This window comes from Pseudomonas sp. S2_B07 (genome assembly GCF_054668435.1).
This window is the reverse complement of sequence record NZ_CP162769.1, coordinates 4,682,419-4,705,813: the sequence shown is the minus strand read 5'-3', so window position 1 is coordinate 4,705,813 and position 23,395 is coordinate 4,682,419. Positions and strand designations below refer to the sequence as shown.

Here is a 23,395-nt window from a genome sequence, read left to right as displayed (position 1 = left end):
TATCGTGGGTTCACGATCAACCACGGGAGACACTTCATGTCCGCTTACAAAAGCCTGAACTTCGCTGAAAAAATCGCCCGGATCGATGCGCACTGGGCGCCCCGGGTCATCGCCGAAATGAACGACTACCAGTTCAAGGTGGTGAAGTTGCTGGGGGATTTCATCTGGCATGACCATCTGGAAACCGACGAAACCTTCATCGTGCTCGAAGGCCAGTTACGCCTCGAGTTTCGTGATGGCTTCGTGTTGGTCAACGCCGGCGAAATGTATGTGGTGCCCAAAGGGGTGGAGCACAAACCCTCTGCCGAGCAGGAAGTGAAGCTGCTGCTGATCGAACCCAAAGGCGTACTGAACACCGGCAGCGAAGGCGGTGAGCGAACGGCGGTCAATGACGTGTGGGTGTGAGGCGTTACGCCAATGTCTTGCCGTCCACCGGGTCGCCGATCATCAGGAAATGCCCGCCCGCCACATGGTGCAAGGTGCGCAAGGCGTCATGCCCTTCGAAGTGCCAGCGGCCGTCGCTGAAGACCCGTTCATCTGCCTGGGCGGCAATCACCTCGGCCAGGAACAGGTCGTATTGCTGATGATTGGAGGGCTCTGGCAGCAGTCGACATTCCAGCCAGGCCACGCAGCCCTCGAGCATAGGAGCATCGATCAGTTCACCACTGAAGGTCTGCAAACCATAGGCCTGGAACTTGTCCTGACCTTGGCCCTGGGTCAATTCCAGGCCTGACGTCGAGCCAACAGTCTGGGTGATATCGGCCTGAGCGACGCAGGGCACGTTCAGCACGAAGGTGCCCGAGGCTTCCAGCAGTTGTCGGGTCCAGGTGGACTTGTCCAGCACCACGGCAATTTTCGGCGGTTCGAAATCCAGCGGCATGGCCCAGGCCGCGGCCATGATATTGCGCTGGCCGTCATGGGCGGCGCTCACCAGGACGGTCGGCCCGTGATTGAGCAGGCGATAGGCCTTGGACAAAGGAACCGGGCGGCGATGGGAAACGCTCATGGTGTCTGCTCCTGGGAAAAGAGCCGATTGTAGCGATTTCCACCGCGATGGCAGGTATCAAGTCGCCAGTTGATTGGCAAACTGGCCGACCGCGTTCACCACTTTCTGCGCACCGTCCTGAATCTCGACGATCACCGTGCCCGCTTCCGCCGCCAGCGCCAGGCCTTGTTCTGCCTGAAGCTTGCCGTCGGTCATCAGGGCCACGGCATTACGCGCCATCTCCTGGTTCTGACGCACGACACCGACAATCTCATCAGTGGCCTGGCTGGTGCGGGACGCCAACTGCCGGACCTCGTCCGCCACCACGGCAAACCCCCTGCCCTGTTCACCTGCCCGAGCCGCCTCGATGGCCGCGTTGAGCGCCAGCAAGTTGGTCTGTTCGGCGATGCCGCTGATGGTTTTGACGATGGTGCCGATCACCAGCGATTGCTCGTTCAAGGCCTCGATGCCATCGCCAGCGGTCTGCATATGCCTGGCCAGGTCGCGCATCACGTCCACTGCCTGAGTCACCACGGCCGTACCGCGCTGGGCACTCTGATCGGTTTGCTGAGAGGTGCTATACGCAATGTTGGCCGCTTCGGCCACGGCGTTTTCCTGATTGACCTGATCGGTAATCACGGTGGCGAACTTCACCACTTTGTAGAGCGTGTTGTTAGCGTCAACCACCGGGTTGTAGGACGCTTCCAGCCAGACCAGACGACCATGGCTGTCGACGCGCTTGAAACGGCCGGCAACAAACTCACCGGCATTCAGGCGTCGCCAGAAGTTCTGATACTCGGCGCTGCTGGCCTCCTGCGACTCACAGAACGTGCGGTGATGTTTGCCCTTGATCTGCGCGAGGCTGTAACCCATGCCACTGAGGAAGCGGTCGTTGGCCGTCAGCACGTTGCCATCGAGGTCGAACTCAATCACCGCGGTCGAACGCACCAGCGCACCGATCAGGTTCTCATGCTCACGGGACGCTTCGATGGTGCGGGTCAGGTCGCTGGAGTAAATCGAGAAATGTTTGATTCGGCCGTCCGCCGAGCGCACCGGCTGCACAATCGAACGCAACCACGCCTCCTTGCCGTTGCCCCGCAGTAAACGCACGGCCCCGGCGAAATGCTCGCCACGGGTCAGCGCGTTCTGGAAGCGGCGGTGGAATTCGTCGGATTTGACATGGACCGGGACGATCTCGTCGATGTTCCTGCCGATCAGGTCGCCGCTCTTGTAGAACATTTCACCCAGGAAGTTCTGGTTGGCCGATTGAATCCGGCCATCGGGATTAAGGGTCAGGACCAGCATCTCGCTTTCCAGACTGTCCTTCACTTGATGAAGGCTGGAGAGTTCTTCGCGAAGAGCCGACAGCTCCTGCTTCAAGCGTTTGTTGAACATGGGAAAGCACCGATGGACTGGGAGAGAAAGCGGCATGCAGCCTAGCCATCGGCGGTACGGTTCTTTTCTGAAGAGCGTTTCAAGGTTGTCCTACAAAAATAGTTACGGTCACACGCTGCGATTACATCGCGCCAGCGGCCGCGCAATGGCCGGCTCTGGGCAGGCGTGCGCCAAAATACGCCGCGCTGCCCACACCCACTGCGCCCATGACCGCACAGAAGATCACGCAGATCCACGGGCTCCACGGCATCAGACCAATCAATAACAGTGGTGTGATGCTCGCCCACGCGGCGTAAGCAATGTTGTAGGTGAAGGAAATGCCCGAGACGCGAACCCGCGCCGGGAACAGGCTGACCATCACCGACGGCACCGCGCCGACCACTCCGCAACTCAGACCGGCAACCGCGTAGGACAGAGCAATCCAGTGACCACCCGTAATCAGGCTGGTATAGAGCACACCAATCCCCAGCGGCAGCAGCAGGCTATAGAGCATGACCGTGCGCCAGCCGCCGATGCGGTCGACCAGCAGCCCGGCGAGTACACAGCCGATGTTCAGGAACTCGATGCCCAACGCACTCAGGGCGAAGGTATGGCTGGCGGTCATGCCAAAGGTTTTCTGCATCATGGTCGGAGTGATAACGACAAACACCACCACCGCCGAGGTCAGCACGCAGGTGAGGATCATCGCCGGCAACATTGCCAGACGATGTTCACGCAAGACCGTGCGCAGCGGCAGCTCGACGGCGGCATCACGCTGGGCCTGCATTGCCATGAACACCGGGGTTTCACTGAGCCAGCGGCGCAACCAGACACCGATCACCCCGAACACACCGCCCAGGAGGAACGGGTAACGCCAGGCGAAATCGAGAATTTCCGCCGGTGTGAACGCCTGTGCGAGGAAGGTCGCCGTCAGCGCGCCAATCAGGTAGCCAAAAGTCAGCCCGGCTTGCAGGAAACCGAGGGCATACCCGCGATGCCCGGCCGGCGCGTGCTCGGCGACGAACACCCAGGCGCTCGGCACTTCACCGCCCACCGCCGCCCCTTGCAGGACACGTAGCACCAACAGCAGCAGCGGCGCCCAATAGCCGATCTGCGCGTAGGTCGGCATGATCCCGATCAGCAGGCACGGCAGCGCCATCATCAGGATGCTCAGGCTGAAGACTTTCTTGCGCCCCAACCGGTCGGCGAAATGCGCCATCAGAATTCCGCCCAACGGGCGCGCCAGATAACCGGTGACGAAGATCCCGAAGCTTTGCAGCAGGCGCAGCCATTCGGGCATTTCCGGCGGGAAGAACAGTTGGCTGAGGGTCAGGGCGAAGAACACGAAAATGATGAAATCGTAGATTTCCAGCGCGCCACCAAGGGCCGCAAGACCGAGAGTCTTGTAATCCGAGCGGGTAAAAGGCGTCGGGCGCGAAGGGATGTTGGCAGTCATGAAAAAGAACTCTGCAGCCGGTAAAAAACCAAGGCGCCCATGGTCTACGCAAACGCGCCCATGGACAAGCCGTTAGACCATAGTCCTGTTTTGGTAAAGTTTCGTCACAAGTCAGCAGCGGTTGATTTACTGTTGGCGTCTGTCCAGACGGGCCTTTGCAGCCCGAAAGACCACAATAAACATAAAAATTCGAGGTACCCCCGTGGCCGCTGATATCGAAGATACCCGCTCCGCCCGCTTTGCCCTGCGCTGCTCAAGTTTTGCCGAACGCTGGTTCCCCGACTCCTGGGTATTTGCCGCGCTGGCGGTAATCATCGTCGCCGTCGCCACTCTGTTCATGGGCGCCAAACCGACTGACGCCGCCATGGCGTTCGGTGATGGATTCTGGAGCCTGATCCCCTTCACCATGCAGATGGCGTTCGTGGTCATCGGTGGCTATGTCGTCGCTGCCTCGCCACCCGCCGTGAAACTCATCGACCGCCTGGCACGTATCCCGAAAAACGGGCGCTCGGCCGTGGCGTGGGTCGCCTTGATCTCCATGGTTGCCTCGCTGCTGAACTGGGGCTTGTCGCTGGTGTTTGGCGGTTTGCTGGTGCGCGCCCTCGCCCGCCGCGTCGATCTGAAAATGGACTACCGCGCCGCCGGCGCCGCTGCCTATCTGGGTCTTGGCGCAGTCTGGGCCCTGGGTCTGTCGTCGTCCGCCGCCCAACTGCAGGCCAACCCGGCCAGCCTGCCGCCGTCGATCCTGTCGATCACCGGGGTGATTCCGTTCACCCAAACGATCTTCCTGTGGCAGTCCGGCGTAATGCTGCTGGCGCTGATCGTGGTCTCGCTGATCATCGCCTACGCCACCGCGCCAGGCCCTAACACCGCCCGTGACGCCAAGGCCTGCGGCATCGACCCGAGCTTCAATCTGCCGCCATTGGCCCCGCGCACCCGCCCGGGCGAATGGCTGGAACACAGCCCGCTGTTGACCCTTTTGCTGGTGGCACTCGCGGCTGGCTGGCTGTTCCACGAGTTTTCGACCAAACCCGCGATCAGTGCCATCTCCGGGCTGAACACCTACAACTTCCTGTTCCTGATGCTCGGCGCGCTGCTGCACTGGCGTCCGCGCAGCTTCCTCGATGCCGTGGCCCGCGCTGTCCCGACCACCACCGGCGTGCTGATCCAGTTCCCGCTGTACGGCTCGATCGCCGCGTTGATGACCACGGTCAAAGGCACTGACGCCCAGACCCTGGCGCACCACATCTCGACCTTCTTCGTCAGCATCGCGTCCCACGACACCTACGCGTTCCTGATGGGCGTGTACTCGGCGATTCTCGGTTTCTTCATTCCGTCCGGCGGCGGCAAGTGGATCATCGAAGCGCCGTACGTCATGCAAGTCGCCACGGACCTGAACTACCACCTGGGCTGGGCCGTACAGATCTACAACGCAGCCGAAGCGCTGCCGAACCTGATCAACCCGTTCTACATGCTGCCGCTGCTGGGCGTGCTCGGGCTGAAGGCGCGGGACTTGATCGGGTTTTCGTTTGTGCAATTGCTGGTGCACACGCCGCTGGTGTTGTTTCTGCTGTGGGCGCTGGGGACGACGCTGACGTATACGGCGCCGGTAATGCCTTAACCCGATCCAACAATCACCATAAAACAACTGTAGGAGCGAGCCTGCTCGTGATAGCGGTAGTCCATCCAACATTGATGTGACTGCCAAACCGCTATCGCGAGCAGGCTCACGCCTACATTAAGAACTTTGCTGCACTCAAGACTGTAACCCTTCTGTCACATCCCGCTGCTAGCGTCCGCCGAAACATATTGCAACAAACTCAGCTAAACGGGACTTGGCATGACTGACGATAAAGACAACATCGACGTTCCTTCTCCCGACGCAGATGCGCCCACCGATACTAGCCGCCGGCGCTTTCTCGGTGGCGTTGCGGTGCTGGGTGTCGGCGCAACGCTGAGCGCTTGCGGCAATCAGGGGGATGAGCCGGGCAAACCTGTCGAACACCCACTGTCCCCGGCGGAATTGGACAAAGCCCTGCACGACCAGGTGAAAACCGTGGTGGTGATCTATGCCGAGAACCGCAGTTTCAACAATCTGTTCGGCGATTTCCCCGGTGTCGAAAAACCGCTGTCATCCCTCCAGCCTGGCGAGTATCAACAGCGTGATCGCGATGGCAGTCTGTTGCAGACGCTGCCACCGGTATGGGGCGGCGTTTTGCAGATCGGTCCGCAAACCCTGGATGGCGTGACGTACCCCAGTGAAACCCAGTTTCAGCAGCAACTGCCCAACGCGCCGTTTGCCCTCAAAGGCCCGAACGCTGAAGACCTGCCGTTTGGCTTGGTGACCCGCGATTTGTGGCACGTGTTCTATCAAAACCAGATGCAGATCAACGGTGGCAAGAATGACGGTTTTGTCGCCTGGGCAGACTCCGGCGGCCTGACCATGGGCCATTACGCGCAGAGTCGTTATTCCCTGCGCTTGTGGGACGTCGCCCAGGAATTTGTGCTCTGCGATAACTTTTTCCAGGGCGCTTTCGGCGGTTCGTTTCTCAACCACCAATACCTGATCAGCGCCACCGCGCCGTTTTATCCCGATGCGGCCAATTCGGTGGCCAAGGCGCAAATCGCGGTGCTGCAAAGCGACGATCCGACGGACCCACGGCTCAAGCCTTTGGATAAATCCCCAGCCAGCGCCATGACCGGCCCACCGCAGTTCGGTCCCAGTGCTTTGACCCCGGATGGCTACGGCGTCAACACGCTCGCGCCGCCGTACTGGCCGACGTGGATTCGCGACCCTGACCGCCCGGCCTACGCCAAACCAGACTTGCCGAACGTGCTGGTCCCACAAACCCACGAGCACATCGGCGACAAGCTCTCAAAGAAAAATGTCGACTGGGCCTGGTACGCCGGCGCCTGGCAGGCGACGCTGGATCAGTTCAAGGACTCCGGTGGCATCCCGAAGATCCCCAACTTCCAGTACCACCATCAGCCGTTCAACTACTTCAAACAGCTGGGCCCGGAGAACCCGGCCGAACGCAACAAACGTCTGCGCGACGCCGGCCTGGGCGATGAATCGAGCACCAACAAGTTCTTCGCCGATGCCGAGGCTGGCAAACTGCCTGCGGTGAGCTTCTACAAACCCCAGGGCAACCTGAACATGCACGCCGGTTACGCCGATGTGGCGTCCGGTGATCGGCACATCGTGCGCGCCCTGAAAGTGCTGCGCGAAAGCCCGCAATGGAAAAACATGGTGGTCGTGGTTACGGTCGATGAAAACGGGGGTTGGTGGGATCACGTTGCACCGCCCAAAGGCGATCGCTGGGGGCCGGGATCACGGGTGCCGGCGCTGGTGGTGTCGCCCTTCGCGCGCAAAGGCACGGTGGACCACACGGTCTATGACACAGCGTCGATCCTGCGTTTGATCACTCGGGTGTTCGGGCTGGAGAAGCTCGACGGGCTCAAGCAGCGGGATGAGGCGATGATTGCTCGGGGCCAGAAACCCATGGGCGACTTGACCCATGCGCTCAGGTTCAGCTGAGCAATTATCGGCCGATCTGCTTTAGTACGGTGGCCTGCGATCCACGCGGGCCCACGCTGAAAAGGATCTGAGCATGCTGAAACTCACAGGACTCACCTTTGCCGCCCTCGCCCTGAGTGCCGCCGCCCACGCCGATGTCGATCTGAAACTGGGCAGCACCGAACGTGTTACCCGGCTTTTCGCCTACCCCAACAACTGCAATGTGATCTGCTTTCGCAACTGGACGCTTGAACAAACCGTCGAGCATTACCTGACCCAAAGCGTGCAACGCGATGGCTACAGCACTGCAAAAGTGCGAGTAAAGACCGATAACCATCAGCTCTACGCCGACATCAGCGGCGTACCAAAGGGTTACGAAAAACCGCTGGCCGCGTTACTCGATGCCGGCGATCTGGCCTACACCGGTGCCAAAAAACTCAATGCCGACAGCAAATGGGCCTACAACTGGTACTTGTTCCTGCCGTTGGGCATGGCCCTGGAAAACCGTAAGAGTGTCGAATTGCTGCACTTCCCGCCGGATTACTCCCTGACCCAGGCCCAGGATTACCTGCGCTCCGCGACCACGGATCGCTGGGCCACGTTGCTGACGGATAACGGCATCCCCGCTGACCAGACGCCGGGCTATCAGACCATCATCGACATCGCGCCCATTGCCGCGCCGGCCAGCGCCGGCAAGGACCTGGAGGGTGTCTACGGCTACTTCACGGATTACCAGACCACCATGGTCAAGGACGTCAGCCAGAACGCCAAAGGTGCGGCGCTGCCGATGGTCGCCTTTGGCGCGCCAGTGCGTAACTGGATCAAGCAGCAATATGGTGTGACCGTCGACGTGCTGGGTCTGGCGATGATCAGCCCGAAGAAAGGCCTGAACGTGCCGGTATTGGGCTCGAACCATCCGAGTTACATCTGGTACGCCGCCAACCCGGACAGCTATACCGGCGACGATGCTCAGGCGAAAGCCGATGCTGCGGGCCTGGCCGTCATGGGCCAGGATTTGAGCGCCGCGTGCTGGCAAGCCGGCATGGGCAGCACACCGGGCAGCGACCCTGCTGCCCAGCTGAAAAGCTGCACACAAACCTGGCAAGTGACCCAGAAAGAAAAAACCTGCGAGTTGTTCTACACCTCGATCCGCAACCTGACCCCGGAACAAGCCGAGGCCAAGTGCGCGACAACGCCAATCAAGGCCCAACTCCAACAGCTGCAAGCTCCGGCGCCCGCAACAGCGATTCCGGCACCGGCGCTGTAATCACCTTGCGCGTCAGCAAAGGCTGACGCGCACTCCCCGACCGGCTTAAAGCTTCTCGACCGGACGCAGACGGTATTGCGGCGGCAGTTGCTCAAATCCGCTGATGGTCGTGTTCAGGCTTTTCCAGCGACCGTCCTTGATGCCGTAGATGCAGCCATGGATCGACAGCGGCTGCCCACGGTGCCAGGCGTTTTGCACGATGCTGGTGTGGCCGACGTTCGCCACTTGCTGGATCACGTTGAGCTCACAGAGACGATCGACCTGTTCTTCTTCAGTCGCCAGCTCGGCCAGTTCTTCGCGCTTTTCGTAATAAAGGTCCCGGATCGAGCGCAGCCAGCCGTCGATCAGGCCCAGCTGACGATCCTGCATCGAGGCGCGTACGCCACCACAGCCATAGTGGCCGGTGACCAGGATGTGTTTGACCTTGAGCACGTCCACCGCGTACTGAATCACCGACAGGCAGTTAAGGTCGGTGTGCAGCACCACGTTGGCCACATTACGGTGTACGAACAGGTCGCCCGGCAGCATGCCGACGATCTCGTTGGCCGGCACTCGGGCGTCGGAACAACCAATCCACAAGTATTCCGGCGTCTGTTGGCGGGCCAGCTTGGAGAAGAAGTCCGGATCTTCCTGTTTGATCGCTTCAGCCCAGCGTTCGTTGTTATCAATCAGATCTTGTAATTCGTTCATGCTGTAAAGCCTCAAGAATGATGCGCAGGTTTGACAAACAACCGCCCGTCGAGGTCACGCGCTTGATGCAAGTATGACCGGTGGAATTCTCAGGAGCCCAGTGGGTCAACCCTAGTAAGGCCCACAGTATGAGGAATTGCCATGACTGAATCACGACGTCCGTACGATGCGGTGCAACCTGAGCCGATCGACGACAACGAAGACCGCATGGGCTCGATGCAAGAGCTGGATTTCGATGAGGAAGAACCCAGCGCCAAAATCGGTGACGAGTTGCCCGAAACCGAACGCGAACGGCTGATGCCTCGCGAGCGCGTGCGTGAAGCCGGTATGACGGGGGCTTCGACCGATGATCACGAGTCTACCGATGATGACATGAGCCCGGAAACGTTGATCCATGAAGATGGCGCGCGGGATGCCCATGAAGCGGGTGACGGTGATCAGGCGGATTGGGATTTGAGCATTGTCGATGAAGATGACATTGGCGGGGGGAATGGCCTGGATGAGGCGGAGATGGCGCGGCGGGATCCGATGGATAAGGATCGGTGATCTCTATCGCCTGATTTGACGCCATCGCGAGCAGGCTCACTTCTACAGTTGATCTATGTCTGTCACAGAATTTGTTGACTACACAGATCAACTGTAGGAGTGAGCCTGCTCGCGAGGCTCTAAAGAAGGTCAGTCGACCAGGGTGCAGGCCATGACCACGGCGTCTTCCCGACCACCAACAGCCGGGTAGTAATCCCGACGCCGGCCAATCTCGTTAAACCCGTACCGCTCATATAAGCGAAACGCCGTGCGGTTGCTGTCGCGAACTTCCAGAAAACACTCCCGCGCCTCAGCCTTGTAGGCAATCGACATCAAATGCTCCAGCAGCGTCAAACCCAGGCCACGGCCCTGATTTTCCGGCTTGACGGTGATATTGAGCAGATGCGCCTCATCCAGAATGATTTGCACCACGCCGTGGCCGACCTGCTGCTGCCCTTCGAACATCAGCCAGATCTGATACTTGCCCAGCCCGTCGAGAAAAATCCCGCGAGTCCAGGGATGGCTGTATGCCGCGTATTCGATTTTCAGTACAGCGTCCAGGTCCGCCTCGGTCATCGGGCGGAACGATACAGCGTCACTCATTTGATTCTTTCCAGCGCGCCATCAGCCGACGCATGGCTTGCCAGACATCAGCCTTACGCTGTGGCTCTTCCATTAATAATTCCAGACCCGGCAGGGCCCAGACCGAGCCCAGGCCTTCGACCTGGAGTTCGCGGTTGAACGATTCGGCGTTGGCTTCACCGGCAAAACGCACCGCCGGCAGGCCGATCAGCCACACGCACACGCATGGCGCGTCTTCGATACGCGCCGAGAGAAAGCCTTGGACGAAGTCGCGCGCCGCTTCCGGGCCTTGGTCCATGGTGCCGCGAGCCAGCAGCGGCCAGCGTACCGGTTCGCCGACGATCTGTGGGCTGTCCGGCAGACCGGCGGCGCGCAGCATGTCCTTGAGCAATAAATAGGCGGGATCGCGAGTCTGGAACGTTTCGCCTGTGGGTAACTCCACCAGCAGCAGGCAGCGACCGGCGCGCAACAATTGCAGGGCGAAGCGCGGTGGCGGCACCTGCACAACCTTGGCGACGACCGGAGCCGCCTCTTCTTCGACCTTGGCGTTGGTGCGCGTACTGGCCAATGAAGGACGCGGCACCTCGATCTTCACCCGTTCGGCCGGTTTGACCAGCGGTTCCACGGGCACATCAGCCACAGGCGCAGGCGCAACCGGAGCCATTGGCGCGACGACCAACGGCTCAGGCATCTCCAGCAGCTCGGGGCGCGAAGGCGCGGCAAAGGGCAATTCGGTGCGCGGCAGCCAGTTGACCACCTGCATGGCGGTCAAATAAGCGCGGCGACGGGACTCGATAAGCAAAGGTCGGCCACTTGTGGATAACTAATAGTGCGCTGATTCTACCGCCCTTCGCTCAAGATCGCCCGCCCTCGATCGATAGAAAACCTACTGTCTGTCCCGAGAGTGAATCGACACGCCTGCGATGCAGTACAATCGCGGCTTTTAATCGTCAACCAGCCGGCCATTCCGATGATCGAACCCAAGCGCGTCTTGCGCGCCCTCGCTGAACACTGGGCACTTCTGGAGCCACTGTGCGAGCACTTCGACCAAGGCACCTTGAGCCTCAACGAACTGCGTTCACAGTTGGCCGCCCAGCAACTCGACAGTACGCCGCAGGACATCACCAGCCTGCTGGACGTGTGGATCCGCCTCGACATTCTGGTGCCCGTGGCGAAAAGCCCGAACCGGTTCGAGCTCAATGCGCAGATTCACGACTTCCTCGCTTACCTGCGCCGTGAGCACCGTCTAGGCCTGTGCCTGGAAATCGAAGCCTACCTGCGTCACCTCGAGCGCCTGGCCGGTTACATTCAGGACGCCTTTGACATTCGCGATGGCCATGATCTGGCGCGCCAATTGCGCTTGCTCGATATGCGCGTACGCGACGTACTGAAAAAACTCGATAACGATGAACAAGCATTGGTGGCCGTCGCCGAACGGGCGAAAACCAGCGATCGGCAGATCCCGTTGCGTCAGCGTTACGCTGAAGTGCTGGCGACCTGGGACGAATACGTCGAACCGATGATCGAACTGGTGAACGCCGACGGCGCCTTCGAACAAGGCGTACGCAAGGTCGAAACCGTGCTGCTGAAGATGCTCAGCGAGCAGCAGCGCCTTGGCCATCTGGTCGATGACGACATGCTGCTGCGTACCCACGCCCGTATCCTCGAAATGCAGACCAGCGCCCAATTGACCCTGCGTCATGCCCGCGAACTGCTGCTGCCGCTGCGTGAAGAAGCCCGTCGCCACAATGCCGTGACCCGTGGCGCCGCGTTGGCCTTGTCGGCCATTCGTCGCAAAGGCATCGATGCCGTCCCGCAAGCCGCGATGCCGATGTTCACCCGCCCGCAAAGCACGTTCCTCGGCAGTGCGAGTCAGGTCGAAGCCTACGTGTATGCGCTGGCCCGTTTCGAACCGAAACCGGCGCGTTTCCCCAAAGCGCACAAGACCCAGAAAGGCGAAGCCCCGCGCGCGCCTCGTACCGTTCGCGAAATGCTCGAACGCTGTGAAGACGCCCTGCCGATGCCGGACCTGATGACCTGGCTGCTGGAGCAGGAACCGGACGGCGCGACCGACGAATTGCTGTACTGGTTCTCGCGCCTGTCGCGGGAGAAACGCTTCAAACGTGAGCGTCTGGAACGCCGCGAATACCACACTCATGAGCATCAGGTCAGCCTGCGCTCCTTCGCCCTGCTCTCGGCCGGCGACGCCGCCGAGGATTCTGCGAGCATCCCACATGCATCTTGATCTAAACGAACTGTCCCAGCTGGCGCCGATCTTTCGCGAGCTGTTCAAGGGCTACCACGTCAGCCGCCGCGACCCGGAGCTGTACGCGCAACTGTCGAACTTCCAGGACCAGTACCGCACGCTGTTCAAGGCCTTGGGGTTTGAGCTGGTGTGTGACACCCGTGGTTTCTACTACTTCGTGCCGGACCTTGCTGCTGCCGCGGTGAACAAAACCGCGCAACGACTGGCGCTGTTCACCTTCATCCTCGTCGAGCATCTGGCGGATCAGGGCCGCGACCCGGTCGCCGTGCTCGACGGCGGCAGCCTCGGCCGCGATGAATTGCCGTCCTTGCTCGAAAAGTACCGCGACCTGTTTATCCAGGCCGAAGTACAGACCGTCGAAGAACTCGAAGAAAAAATCATGCGCCGCATGACCCAGCTCGGTTTCGCCGGCGAGGAAAACGGCATCTACCGTTTCCTGCCGCCGATGCACCGCTTCCTCGATGTCTGCCTGTCGGTCCAGCAGGACCGTGATCTGGCGGCCAGCCTGCACAGCGTGTTGCCATTGCCGGTCCCCGTGCTGATCGATGACGACAGCGATGAAAAATTGCTGGAAACCGACGATCCGCTGGACCTCAGTGACTTCGAAGAAGAAAGCGAAGAAGACGCCATGGCCCGCGCCATTGCCGAAGAACAGGAGACCGACGCATGAGCAAGGAACGCTACGGCATTCGCCGTTTTGCCCTTTTGAACACCGCCGGTTACAGCCTCGGTCTGTTTCCGCTGGAAGAGCCGCTGTCGGTCTACGGCGCGAACAACCTCGGTAAATCCGCCTCGATCAACGCCTTGCAGTTCCCGATCCTGGCGCGCATGTCGGACATGAGTTTCGGCAAGTACAGCCTGGAACAATCCCGACGCTTCTACTTCGCCTCGGACACCAGTTACATCCTGGTTGAAGTGTCGCTGCCCCACGGCCCGCACGTGATCGGCGTGGTCGGTCGCGGCCCGGGCGGTGGTTTCGGTCACCAGTTCTTTGCCTATGCCGGCAAGCTGGATCTGGCGCATTACCAGAAGAACGACACCTGCCTGCGCCAGAAAGAACTGTTCACCAACCTTGAACGCGAAGGCCTCAAAGCCTACGAGTTGAAGCCTGATGAGCTGCGTCGTTTGCTGGTCGGCGGTCACACCTCGATCCCGCTGGACCTGACGCTGATCCCGCTGCGTTCCACCAGCGAGCAGAGCCTGAAGACCTTCCGCGCACTGTTCATCAACCTGCTGCACATGCGCGAAATCACCGCGGCCAAGCTCAAGCAACTGTTCCTCGATGCGTTTGAGCACAGCCTGCGTTCCGGCAGCGTCGACTACATCGCCGCGTGCGAAGAAGCGTTCCGCGATGTACGGCGCATGGAGCAGGATTACAACTCGCTGGTCACTGCCGGCCCGCTGGTTGAAGCACTGGCCGCCGGCGTGGCCCAGCGCAATATCCTGCGCGGCAAATTGCACCGCATCTCGCCGCTGCTCGATTCCCTGCTTGGCACCTGGTCGGACTACGCCAGTGCGCGCAAGGAAGAACTGACGATTCAGGCCGAGCATTACCGCAACGAGCAGGACGCGCTGCAAAACGATCAGCGTGGCGGCACACAAGAACTGATGCGCCTGGAGCGGGAAATCACCGGCATCCAGCGCTGGCTCGGCGAGTTGTCGGTGCTCAAGCATCGCTTCGCGTTGGTCGATGACGTCAAAGTGCTGGAGCAACAACTGCTGGCGGCCAAGGACGCGCACGATGAACTGGCGGGTGCGCTGGCACAGTCGCGGCAGTTCTCTGCCGAAGATCTGGAAGAGCGTCTGCGTGACCTGGAAAAACGCCTGAAGTCGGTCAAGCAGCAACTCGATCACGCCGACAACAACAGCTACGCCCGCCTGCGCGAAGAGTTCTCGCAACAGGACGTCGAGCGCCTGATGCGTCTGTTCAACAGCGCCTTGTTCAGCCTGCCGCTGGGCGAACACGGCATCACGCTGGACGAGGACGGTCAGTGGGTCAAATCCATGGAATTGATCCTCGACGGTTTCAAAGGCGAGCGCTTCGAAGTGCCGGGCCTGTCCATCGACATCTCGCACATCGAGCCGCCCGCGCTGCAAGCATTGGCTGACCGCGCCGCGTTGCGCGATCAGAAAGAGCGCCTGGACAAAGAACTCAAGCAACTCAAGACCCAACAAGCCGTGGCCGCCGACCGCGCCGCGAGCAAGACTCAGACCGAAGCGCTGTACCAGCAAGTGCTGGATGCGCAGAAAGCCCTGGAAGATTTCCGTCGCGCGCAAACCCTGAGCGCTGAGGAAGGCGACAAGCTTGAGCAACTGGCACAGATGGAAGCGGCGCAGGACGATTTGAAGCGTTCCAGCGATGCCTTCACCGAACGCGTCCAGCAACTGTCGGCCAAGCTGCAACTGGTCGGCCGTCAGATCGGCGACATGGAAGCCAAGCAACGCACCCTCGACGACGCCCTGCGCCGCCGTCAGCTGTTGCCGGCAGACCTGCCGTTCGGTACACCGTTCATGGACCCGATCGACGATTCCATGGACAACCTGCTGCCGCTGCTCAATGACTACCAAGACAGCTGGCAGGGTTTGCTGCGCAGCGACGGTCAGATCGAGGCGCTGTACGCGCAGGTCCGCCTCAAGGGTGTGGCCAAGTTCGACAGCGAAGACGATATGGAGCGTCGCCTGCAGCTGCTGATCAACGCGTACGCGCACCGCACCGACGAAGCCCTGACGCTGGGCAAGGCACGCCGGGCGGCGGTCACGGACATCGCCCGGACCCTGCGCAACATTCGTAGCGACTACGACAGTCTCGAGCATCAATTGGCGTTGTTCAACCGCGAGATCAACAAGCGTCAGGTGTCCAACCTGAAAAGCTTCCGCATCGTGCTCGCGCCGAACAAGGAAGCGCTCAAGCACATCGACCAGATCATCCACAGCGCCGGCCAATACGAAGAAGGCGAAACCCTCTCCGTGTTCGACCTGAGCCAAAGTGCCGATCAGGACAACAAGAACGAAGAAGCCAAGGAATACCTGGCGCGGCTGGTGGCCGCCAACCACAACCAGCTGGGCCTCAAGGACTTGTTCGAACTGGCGTTCGAGATCACCAAGGTCAACGGTCAGCCAGTCATCCACACCGACATCGACGGCGCCGCGTCCAACGGCACCACAATGACCATCAAGGCGCTGACCAACATGTACCTGTTGCTGCACTTGATGGACCGCGACCAGGCCGGTCGCGTGCGCCTGCCGTACTACCTCGACGAGGCGGCGGACATCGATGAGAAGAACCAGGCAGCGTTGCTGGAAACCAGCCTGCAACTGGGCTTCGTGCCGATCCTGGCGAGTGTGAAGCCGCAGGTTTGCGCCAGTGTCGCGATTGACCTGGAAGGCGGCAGCGGGCCAAACGGGATCTACATCGATGAGGCGGACTGGAAGTACATTCGCCGTCATGACGAGGTGAAGGCGAGCGTTGTGGCGCAGGCGGATGAACCGGAGCTGGATGCGGTTTGAGTTAATCCGTTAGATATGAAAAGGCCGCGATCCAATGGATCGCGGCCTTTTTTTGTGGGCCTCATCGCGAGCAGGCTCACTCCTACATTAGATCTGTGTAAACACAATTCAATGTGGGCGAGCTTGCTCGCGATGGCGGCATCACAGGCACCAATAAACTATTTGCCGATTGCGATTTTCGGCGCCCAGGTCAGCCATTCATCTTCAAACTTGTCGAACAGCGGGAAGGTTTGCTCAGCTCGCGCCGGGCTGCCCATGCGATCGCCGTCCGGGGTGGCGAAGGCGATACCGCCCTGAATCAGTGTCTCCAGCGATTCAGTGCGCACCGTTGCGCCTTTGAACAAGCCGTAGTCAAAACCAAAACCACTGCTGTTCCAGAAACGCGTGCCGCTGCGCACCAGCGGTGCGTATTTCGGTTCGATCAGAATGTGCACCAGCACACGATCCGCTGTCTGGCCAAGTTCATATCCAGTGACCTTGCCCACGGTGATTTCGCGATACGTCACCGGCACACCGGTTTTCAGCGAACCACGGCGCGCGGCGCTCAGGACCAGACTCAAACCGGCTTCCTGCTTGGCCGTCTCTGGCGGATTGGCCAACGCGACGAAGTTCTTCTGTGGGCCGAGGTTCTTCGGAGCAGGTTGCACTTCGATGTATTGACCGGTCACCAGCGTTTCCAGATTGCGGGTCTTGATCAGCCCCAACTCAGGCTTGACCACCCAGAACTGAGTGCCCACCCGGGCAATGCGCTCCGGCACTTCGGTGATACGTGCGGTGAGCATCACCGATTGCAGATCATCGGTGAGGTCAACGTCTTCGATCTTGCCGACGTCCAGCCCTTTGAATCTCACCGGTGTGCCGTTACGCAGGCCATCGGCGCGTTCGACCTTGATAGTGACCACGGTGCCTTTCTGATTGGCTTCGTCATGGTTGGCGAACAGACGGAAACGCGGGATCTTCTTTTGCAGCGGGGCTTTGGCTTCCGGGGTCTCAAAGGCGATACCACCGGCCATCAGGCTTTGCAGCGATTCACTTTTGACCTGGATTCCGCCGGTCAGTCCACCCGTGAGTGTGATACCGCTGGCATTCCAGAAGCGCGTCGAGGCGTTGACCAGACCTTCGTATTCCTTCTCGATGTGAACGCCGATCACCAGTTGTTTCTTGGTCTTGGAGAACTGATAGCTCTGCACCGAACCGACTTTGACCTGCTTATAGAGGATCGGGCTGCCAACTTCCAGGGACCCGAGGTTTTCGGTGAACAACACCAGGTGCAGGCCCGGCGAACGCAGGTCCAGCGGTGGCGCCTTGGGCCGTGCCACGAACTCGCGTTGCGGTGGGGAGCCTTTATCGCCAGGGCGCACGGCGATGTAGTTACCTTTGACCAGCGCTTCCAGGCCGGTGATGCCCGCGAGGGAAATCGACGGTTTGACCACCCAGAATTGAGTACCGCTGACCAGGTAATCTTCGGCCAATGGATCGAGGGTCAATTCGGCGGTGGCACCGGACAGGTCCGGATCGATCTTCAGCGCTTTCAGGTTGCCGACCTGGATGCCTTTGTACATGACCGGCGTGCGGCCAGCCTGCAATCCTTCGAAATCGGTGAGTTTGACCTTGACCCGAATACCGGCGGCAGCAGCGTCGAAGTCTTCGTAGAGACGGAACGGCAGGCTCGGATCGGTGGGTGGGCTGTCCTTGCGATTCTCCGGCGTGGCGAACGCGATCCCCCCGGCGACGATGCTGGCAAGCGACTCACTGCGAATTTTCACACCCGACAGGTTGGCGTCGATGCTAATGCCGCTGGCGTTCCAGAAACGCGTGTGTTTGCGCACCAGATTGGCGTAGGTGGGTTCGATGAACACTTTGAGCTCGACCGTACTCTGGTCTTCCGAGAGCACATAACTTTTGATCTGGCCGACTTTGATCTGCTTGTAGAACACAGGACTGCCACGGTTCAGTGAGCCGAGGCGATCAGCCTTGATGGTCAGGTGCAATCCCGGTTTGGCGTCGGACAGGGGCGGCTCTTCAGCCAGCGCCTTGAATTTGCGAGTGGGCTCGCCTTCACCGGGACTGATCGCCACGTAATTGCCCGACACCAAGGTTTCCAGACCGGTGATACCGGCCAGCGTCACGCTCGGTTTGACCAGCCAGAAGCGCGTGCTGGTCCTGAGGTATTGCTCGACATCTTTGTTCATCTCGATGGTCGCGATCACGCCTTTGGAAGCGCCTTCGTCATCGAGTTTCAGGGCTTTAACCTTACCGACGGACATGCCTTTATAGACGACTTCCGTCTTGTTGGCCTGGATGCCCTCGCCGCTTTCGAAGCGCACCTGAACCTCGATACCGGTCTCGTTATAGGCACGCCAGCCGAGCCAGCCGCCGATGATCAAAGCGATCAGAGGCAGAATCCAGATGGCTGACCAGTTCGAGGCCGGTCGGGTTTTCGCTGTAGGCAAATCAGTCATGGTCGTCGTCCGACTCCGTGTTATCCCAAATCAGTCGGGGATCGAAAGAAACTGCAGCAAGCATCGTCAAAATCACCACACTGGCGAAGGCGATAGCGCCAAGATTGGCTTCGATGCTGGCAAGCCGTCCGAAATTCACGACCGCCACCAGGATGGCGATCACAAAGATGTCCAGCATTGACCAGCGGCCGATGAACTCGATAAAGCGGTACATCCAGATTCGTTGGCGAGCCGAGAGAGGCTGGCGGCGCTGTATGGAAAACAACAGCAACCCGATGCCTACCAGTTTGAACGTCGGCACCAGAATACTGGCAATGAACACAACTGCCGCGATGGGAAACATGCCGTAATGAACCAGGTCAATCACGCCGGACATGATGGTGCTGGGGGCGCCCTTGCCGAGTGAGTTGATGGTCATGATCGGCAGCACGTTGGCCGGAATGTAGAGAATGGCCGCAGTTACCAGCAGCGCCCAGGTACGCACCAGGCTGTTTGGGCGACGGGCATGAACCAGCGCACCACAACGAGTGCAGACTTGCTCGTCGGTGTCAGCTTCCTGCTTGTTCAACTCATGGCATTCCGCACAAATCAGAATGCCTGCATCAATCGCCCGCATGGGCATCCTCTCCTGATAAAGCCTGCCAGATCTGATGAGGCGACATCACAACCTCCAACCCGACCTGAACCAACAGCAAACTGATAAAACACACCAGACCAAGGCCTACGCTAATGGCTGCCATATCTGCCAGTTTTACGAACGCAACCAGCACGCCCATGAGGTAAACCTCGAGCATTCCCCAATCCCGTAGATGGTGATAAATGCGATAGAGCAACAGGCCGTAGCTGCGTCCGATATCAAAGCGAATGCTCAACAAGACGGCCAATTGGCAGAGCAGCTTAAGCAACGGGATGCCCATGCTGCACAGGAACACAATCACCGAGACGCTTTGCATGCCGGTGTCGAACAAGGCCACAACGCCGCTCCAGACAGTGTCGTTTGACGATTGCCCGAGTAGATTGAGCTGCATGATGGGTAAAAAGTTCGCCGGCACGTATAACAATAAAGCGGCGATCACCAAAGCGAGACTGCGCTGTACGACGTTGTGCCGATGGGCGTAGAGCTCATAACCGCAGCGCGGACACAGCGCTTTCTCTCCATGGGCGAGTTCGGGTTTGCGCATCAGCAAGTCGCACTCATGACACGCAACCAAATCGTCCAGCGGTAATTCTGACAGCCTTGCGGCGTCAACCGGATCTGACATAAAGGCTCTGTTCCGAAAAAGTTGGCCCTATTCTAGAGGCATGGGTCAAAAATAACTGCGCCAATTTGTGCGTTAAGGGCGAGTACTTTCTCGCAGGCAAAACAAAACCCCTACCTGCATACGCAGATAGGGGTTTCGGAATTTAATCTTGACGATGACCTACTCTCACATGGGGAAACCCCACACTACCATCGGCGATGCATCGTTTCACTGCTGAGTTCGGGATGGGATCAGGTGGTTCCAATGCTCTATGGTCGTCAAGAAATTCGGTAGCCAGGTCGTTTTCTCTTGCGAGATCACGCTCCAGCGAATGGGTATGCAATAGATTTGTGTGTTTCGTTTCGAATTTTCGACTTTGTATCGTCTTCACACACCGCAATCTGGCCTTTCGACGCAAATTGCTTGGGTGTTATATGGTCAAGCCTCACGGGCAATTAGTATTGGTTAGCTCAACGCCTCACAGCGCTTACACACCCAACCTATCAACGTCGTAGTCTTCGACGGCCCTTCAGGGGACTCAAGGTCCCAGTGAGATCTCATCTTGAGGCTAGTTTCCCGCTTAGATGCTTTCAGCGGTTATCTATTCCGAACATAGCTACCCGGCAATGCCACTGGCGTGACAACCGGAACACCAGAGGTTCGTCCACTCCGGTCCTCTCGTACTAGGAGCAGCCCCTCTCAAATCTCAAACGTCCACGGCAGATAGGGACCGAACTGTCTCACGACGTTCTAAACCCAGCTCGCGTACCACTTTAAATGGCGAACAGCCATACCCTTGGGACCGGCTTCAGCCCCAGGATGTGATGAGCCGACATCGAGGTGCCAAACACCGCCGTCGATATGAACTCTTGGGCGGTATCAGCCTGTTATCCCCGGAGTACCTTTTATCCGTTGAGCGATGGCCCTTCCATACAGAACCACCGGATCACTAAGACCTACTTTCGTACCTGCTCGACGTGTCTGTCTCGCAGTCAAGCGCGCTTTTGCCTTTATACTCTACGACCGATTTCCGACCGGTCTGAGCGCACCTTCGTACTCCTCCGTTACTCTTTAGGAGGAGACCGCCCCAGTCAAACTACCCACCATACACTGTCCTCGATCCGGATAACGGACCTGAGTTAGAACCTCAAAGTTGCCAGGGTGGTATTTCAAGGTTGGCTCCACGCGAACTGGCGTCCACGCTTCAAAGCCTCCCACCTATCCTACACAAGCAAATTCAAAGTCCAGTGCAAAGCTATAGTAAAGGTTCACGGGGTCTTTCCGTCTAGCCGCGGATACACTGCATCTTCACAGCGATTTCAATTTCACTGAGTCTCGGGTGGAGACAGCGCCGCCATCGTTACGCCATTCGTGCAGGTCGGAACTTACCCGACAAGGAATTTCGCTACCTTAGGACCGTTATAGTTACGGCCGCCGTTTACCGGGGCTTCGATCAAGAGCTTCGCGTTAGCTAACCCCATCAATTAACCTTCCGGCACCGGGCAGGCGTCACACCCTATACGTCCACTTTCGTGTTTGCAGAGTGCTGTGTTTTTAATAAACAGTCGCAGCGGCCTGGTATCTTCGACCGGCATGGGCTTACGCAGTAAATGCTTCACCCTCACCGGCGCACCTTCTCCCGAAGTTACGGTGCCATTTTGCCTAGTTCCTTCACCCGAGTTCTCTCAAGCGCCTTGGTATTCTCTACCCAACCACCTGTGTCGGTTTGGGGTACGGTTCCTGGTTACCTGAAGCTTAGAAGCTTTTCTTGGAAGCATGGCATCAACCACTTCGTGTTCTAAAAGAACACTCGTCATCAGCTCTCGGCCTTAGAATCCCGGATTTACCTAAGATTCCAGCCTACCACCTTAAACTTGGACAACCAACGCCAAGCTGGCCTAGCCTTCTCCGTCCCTCCATCGCAATAACCAGAAGTACAGGAATATTAACCTGTTTTCCATCGACTACGCTTTTCAGCCTCGCCTTAGGGACCGACTAACCCTGCGTCGATTAACGTTGCGCAGGAAACCTTGGTCTTTCGGCGTGGGTGTTTTTCACACCCATTGTCGTTACTCATGTCAGCATTCGCACTTCTGATACCTCCAGCAAGCTTCTCAACTCACCTTCACAGGCTTACAGAACGCTCCTCTACCGCATCACCTAAGTGATACCCGTAGCTTCGGTGTATGGTTTGAGCCCCGTTACATCTTCCGCGCAGGCCGACTCGACTAGTGAGCTATTACGCTTTCTTTAAAGGGTGGCTGCTTCTAAGCCAACCTCCTAGCTGTCTAAGCCTTCCCACATCGTTTCCCACTTAACCATAACTTTGGGACCTTAGCTGACGGTCTGGGTTGTTTCCCTTTTCACGACGGACGTTAGCACCCGCCGTGTGTCTCCCATGCTCGGCACTTGTAGGTATTCGGAGTTTGCATCGGTTTGGTAAGTCGGGATGACCCCCTAGCCGAAACAGTGCTCTACCCCCTACAGTGATACATGAGGCGCTACCTAAATAGCTTTCGAGGAGAACCAGCTATCTCCGAGCTTGATTAGCCTTTCACTCCGATCCACAGGTCATCCGCTAACTTTTCAACGGTAGTCGGTTCGGTCCTCCAGTTAGTGTTACCCAACCTTCAACCTGCCCATGGATAGATCGCCCGGTTTCGGGTCTATTCCCAGCGACTAGACGCCCTATTAAGACTCGCTTTCGCTACGCCTCCCCTATTCGGTTAAGCTCGCCACTGAAAATAAGTCGCTGACCCATTATACAAAAGGTACGCAGTCACCCAACAAAGTGGGCTCCCACTGCTTGTACGCATACGGTTTCAGGATCTATTTCACTCCCCTCTCCGGGGTTCTTTTCGCCTTTCCCTCACGGTACTAGTTCACTATCGGTCAGTCAGTAGTATTTAGCCTTGGAGGATGGTCCCCCCATATTCAGACAAAGTTTCTCGTGCTCCGTCCTACTCGATTTCATGACTAAGAGATTTTCGCGTACAGGGCTATCACCCACTATGGCCGCACTTTCCAGAGCGTTCCGCTAATCTCAAAGCCACTTAAGGGCTAGTCCCCGTTCGCTCGCCACTACTAAGGGAATCTCGGTTGATTTCTTTTCCTCAGGGTACTTAGATGTTTCAGTTCCCCTGGTTCGCCTCTTAAGCCTATGTATTCAGCTTAAGATAACCATCTTATGATGGCTGGGTTCCCCCATTCAGACATCTCCGGATCAAAGTCTGTTTGCCGACTCCCCGAAGCTTTTCGCAGGCTACCACGTCTTTCATCGCCTCTGACTGCCAAGGCATCCACCGTATGCGCTTCTTCACTTGACCATATAACCCCAAGCAATCTGGTTATACTGTGAAGACGACATTCGCCGAAAATTCGATAATACTCAATTAAGAGCAACTCACAAATTTTACCTTAGCCTGATCCGTTACCAGTGAAAGTAACGTTCAGTCTATCTTTCTATCACATACCCAAATTTTTAAAGAACGAACTAGTCAAAGACTAGAAATCAACATTCACC

The 23,395-nt window shown here is 58.5% G+C and carries 16 protein-coding genes, 2 rRNA genes and 2 pseudogenes; 8 read left to right on the top strand and 12 right to left on the bottom strand.

Going from position 1 to position 23,395, the window contains the following annotated elements; all coding sequences use genetic code 11:
• The first annotated feature begins 36 nt into the window (after positions 1 to 36).
• The gene (locus tag AB4N43_RS21650) at positions 37 to 405 is read left to right on the top strand and encodes a cupin domain-containing protein (RefSeq protein ID WP_027925926.1); all 369 of its coding nucleotides are present in this window, start codon (positions 37 to 39) and stop codon (positions 403 to 405) included.
• 4 nt (positions 406 to 409) lie between these two features.
• Here AB4N43_RS21650 and AB4N43_RS21645 read toward each other — a convergent pair whose 3' ends face one another.
• The 4 genes and pseudogenes from AB4N43_RS21645 to AB4N43_RS21630 form a co-directional block, all read right to left on the bottom strand.
• Complete coding sequence (locus tag AB4N43_RS21645) at positions 410 to 1,006, bottom strand: flavin reductase family protein (RefSeq protein ID WP_460151931.1); 597 nt, start codon at positions 1,004 to 1,006, stop codon at positions 410 to 412.
• 57 nt (positions 1,007 to 1,063) lie between these two features.
• Positions 1,064 to 1,501, bottom strand: a pseudogene (locus AB4N43_RS21640) (methyl-accepting chemotaxis protein); the annotation flags it as partial.
• A 150-nt stretch (positions 1,502 to 1,651) separates the two neighbouring features.
• Positions 1,652 to 2,290: pseudogene (locus AB4N43_RS21635) on the bottom strand (PAS domain-containing protein); the annotation flags it as partial.
• Positions 2,291 to 2,501: 211 nt separating this feature from the next.
• Entirely contained in the window at positions 2,502 to 3,815 is a 1,314-nt protein-coding gene (locus tag AB4N43_RS21630; RefSeq protein WP_460151930.1) for an MFS transporter, read from the bottom strand.
• Between the two features lie 202 nt (positions 3,816 to 4,017).
• On the opposite strand from AB4N43_RS21630, the gene AB4N43_RS21625 reads away from it, so the two are divergent.
• From AB4N43_RS21625 to AB4N43_RS21615, 3 genes are all read left to right on the top strand, one after another.
• Complete coding sequence (locus AB4N43_RS21625; RefSeq protein WP_027925922.1) at positions 4,018 to 5,436, top strand: short-chain fatty acid transporter; 1,419 nt, start codon at positions 4,018 to 4,020, stop codon at positions 5,434 to 5,436.
• 219 nt (positions 5,437 to 5,655) lie between these two features.
• Positions 5,656 to 7,353 carry an acid phosphatase gene (locus AB4N43_RS21620; protein ID WP_460151929.1) on the top strand — a complete coding sequence of 566 codons (1,698 nt, stop codon included), beginning with the start codon at positions 5,656 to 5,658 and terminating at the stop codon, positions 7,351 to 7,353.
• Positions 7,354 to 7,426: 73 nt separating this feature from the next.
• Positions 7,427 to 8,599, top strand: a complete 1,173-nt coding sequence (locus tag AB4N43_RS21615) for a hypothetical protein (protein ID WP_027925920.1) — start codon at positions 7,427 to 7,429, stop codon at positions 8,597 to 8,599.
• Between the two features lie 45 nt (positions 8,600 to 8,644).
• On the opposite strand, the gene can is transcribed toward AB4N43_RS21615, so the two are convergent.
• On the bottom strand, positions 8,645 to 9,289 hold the full coding sequence (can, locus tag AB4N43_RS21610) for a carbonate dehydratase (RefSeq protein WP_027925919.1): 645 nt from the start codon (positions 9,287 to 9,289) through the stop codon (positions 8,645 to 8,647).
• A 141-nt stretch (positions 9,290 to 9,430) separates the two neighbouring features.
• Between can and AB4N43_RS21605 the strand changes: the two genes are divergently transcribed.
• Positions 9,431 to 9,835: a hypothetical protein gene (locus AB4N43_RS21605; RefSeq protein WP_027925918.1), complete on the top strand. Its 405-nt coding sequence runs from the start codon at positions 9,431 to 9,433 to the stop codon at positions 9,833 to 9,835.
• A 129-nt stretch (positions 9,836 to 9,964) separates the two neighbouring features.
• Here AB4N43_RS21605 and rimI read toward each other — a convergent pair whose 3' ends face one another.
• Both rimI and AB4N43_RS21595 read right to left on the bottom strand, forming a co-directional pair.
• Positions 9,965 to 10,417 (bottom strand): ribosomal protein S18-alanine N-acetyltransferase, encoded by a 453-nt coding sequence (rimI, locus tag AB4N43_RS21600; RefSeq protein WP_027925917.1) that lies wholly within the window; start codon positions 10,415 to 10,417, stop codon positions 9,965 to 9,967.
• Positions 10,410 to 11,159: a hypothetical protein gene (locus AB4N43_RS21595; RefSeq protein WP_027925916.1), complete on the bottom strand. Its 750-nt coding sequence runs from the start codon at positions 11,157 to 11,159 to the stop codon at positions 10,410 to 10,412. The genes rimI and AB4N43_RS21595 overlap by 8 nt, the downstream gene beginning before the upstream one ends.
• Positions 11,160 to 11,366: 207 nt before the next feature.
• Here AB4N43_RS21595 and mksB point away from each other — a divergent pair, with 207 nt between their 5' ends.
• The 3 genes from mksB to mksF are packed head-to-tail and all read left to right on the top strand — an operon-like array spanning position 11,367 to position 16,169.
• A complete protein-coding gene (mksB, locus tag AB4N43_RS21590) occupies positions 11,367 to 12,641 on the top strand; it encodes an Mks condensin complex protein MksB (protein ID WP_032833673.1) in 1,275 nt (424 codons plus the stop codon).
• Positions 12,631 to 13,332: an Mks condensin complex protein MksE gene (gene mksE, locus AB4N43_RS21585; protein ID WP_027925914.1), complete on the top strand. Its 702-nt coding sequence runs from the start codon at positions 12,631 to 12,633 to the stop codon at positions 13,330 to 13,332. Before mksB ends, mksE begins: the two co-directional genes overlap by 11 nt.
• Positions 13,329 to 16,169, top strand: coding sequence for an Mks condensin complex protein MksF (gene mksF, locus AB4N43_RS21580; protein ID WP_460151928.1), 2,841 nt, complete (start codon positions 13,329 to 13,331; stop codon positions 16,167 to 16,169). The genes mksE and mksF overlap by 4 nt, the downstream gene beginning before the upstream one ends.
• Before the next feature lie 158 nt (positions 16,170 to 16,327).
• On the opposite strand, the gene AB4N43_RS21575 is transcribed toward mksF, so the two are convergent.
• The 5 genes from AB4N43_RS21575 to AB4N43_RS21555 all read right to left on the bottom strand — a co-directional run bounded on the left by AB4N43_RS21575 (position 16,328) and on the right by AB4N43_RS21555 (position 23,198).
• Positions 16,328 to 18,631, bottom strand: coding sequence for a PqiB family protein (locus tag AB4N43_RS21575; RefSeq protein ID WP_059182152.1), 2,304 nt, complete (start codon positions 18,629 to 18,631; stop codon positions 16,328 to 16,330).
• A complete protein-coding gene (locus AB4N43_RS21570) occupies positions 18,624 to 19,247 on the bottom strand; it encodes a paraquat-inducible protein A (protein WP_027925911.1) in 624 nt (207 codons plus the stop codon). The genes AB4N43_RS21575 and AB4N43_RS21570 overlap by 8 nt, the downstream gene beginning before the upstream one ends.
• Positions 19,234 to 19,893: a paraquat-inducible protein A gene (locus tag AB4N43_RS21565; RefSeq protein ID WP_027925910.1), complete on the bottom strand. Its 660-nt coding sequence runs from the start codon at positions 19,891 to 19,893 to the stop codon at positions 19,234 to 19,236. The genes AB4N43_RS21570 and AB4N43_RS21565 overlap by 14 nt, the downstream gene beginning before the upstream one ends.
• A 146-nt stretch (positions 19,894 to 20,039) precedes the next feature.
• A 5S ribosomal RNA gene (rrf, locus tag AB4N43_RS21560) occupies positions 20,040 to 20,155 on the bottom strand.
• 151 nt (positions 20,156 to 20,306) lie between these two features.
• A 23S ribosomal RNA gene (locus AB4N43_RS21555) occupies positions 20,307 to 23,198 on the bottom strand.
• Positions 23,199 to 23,395: the final 197 nt, after the last annotated feature.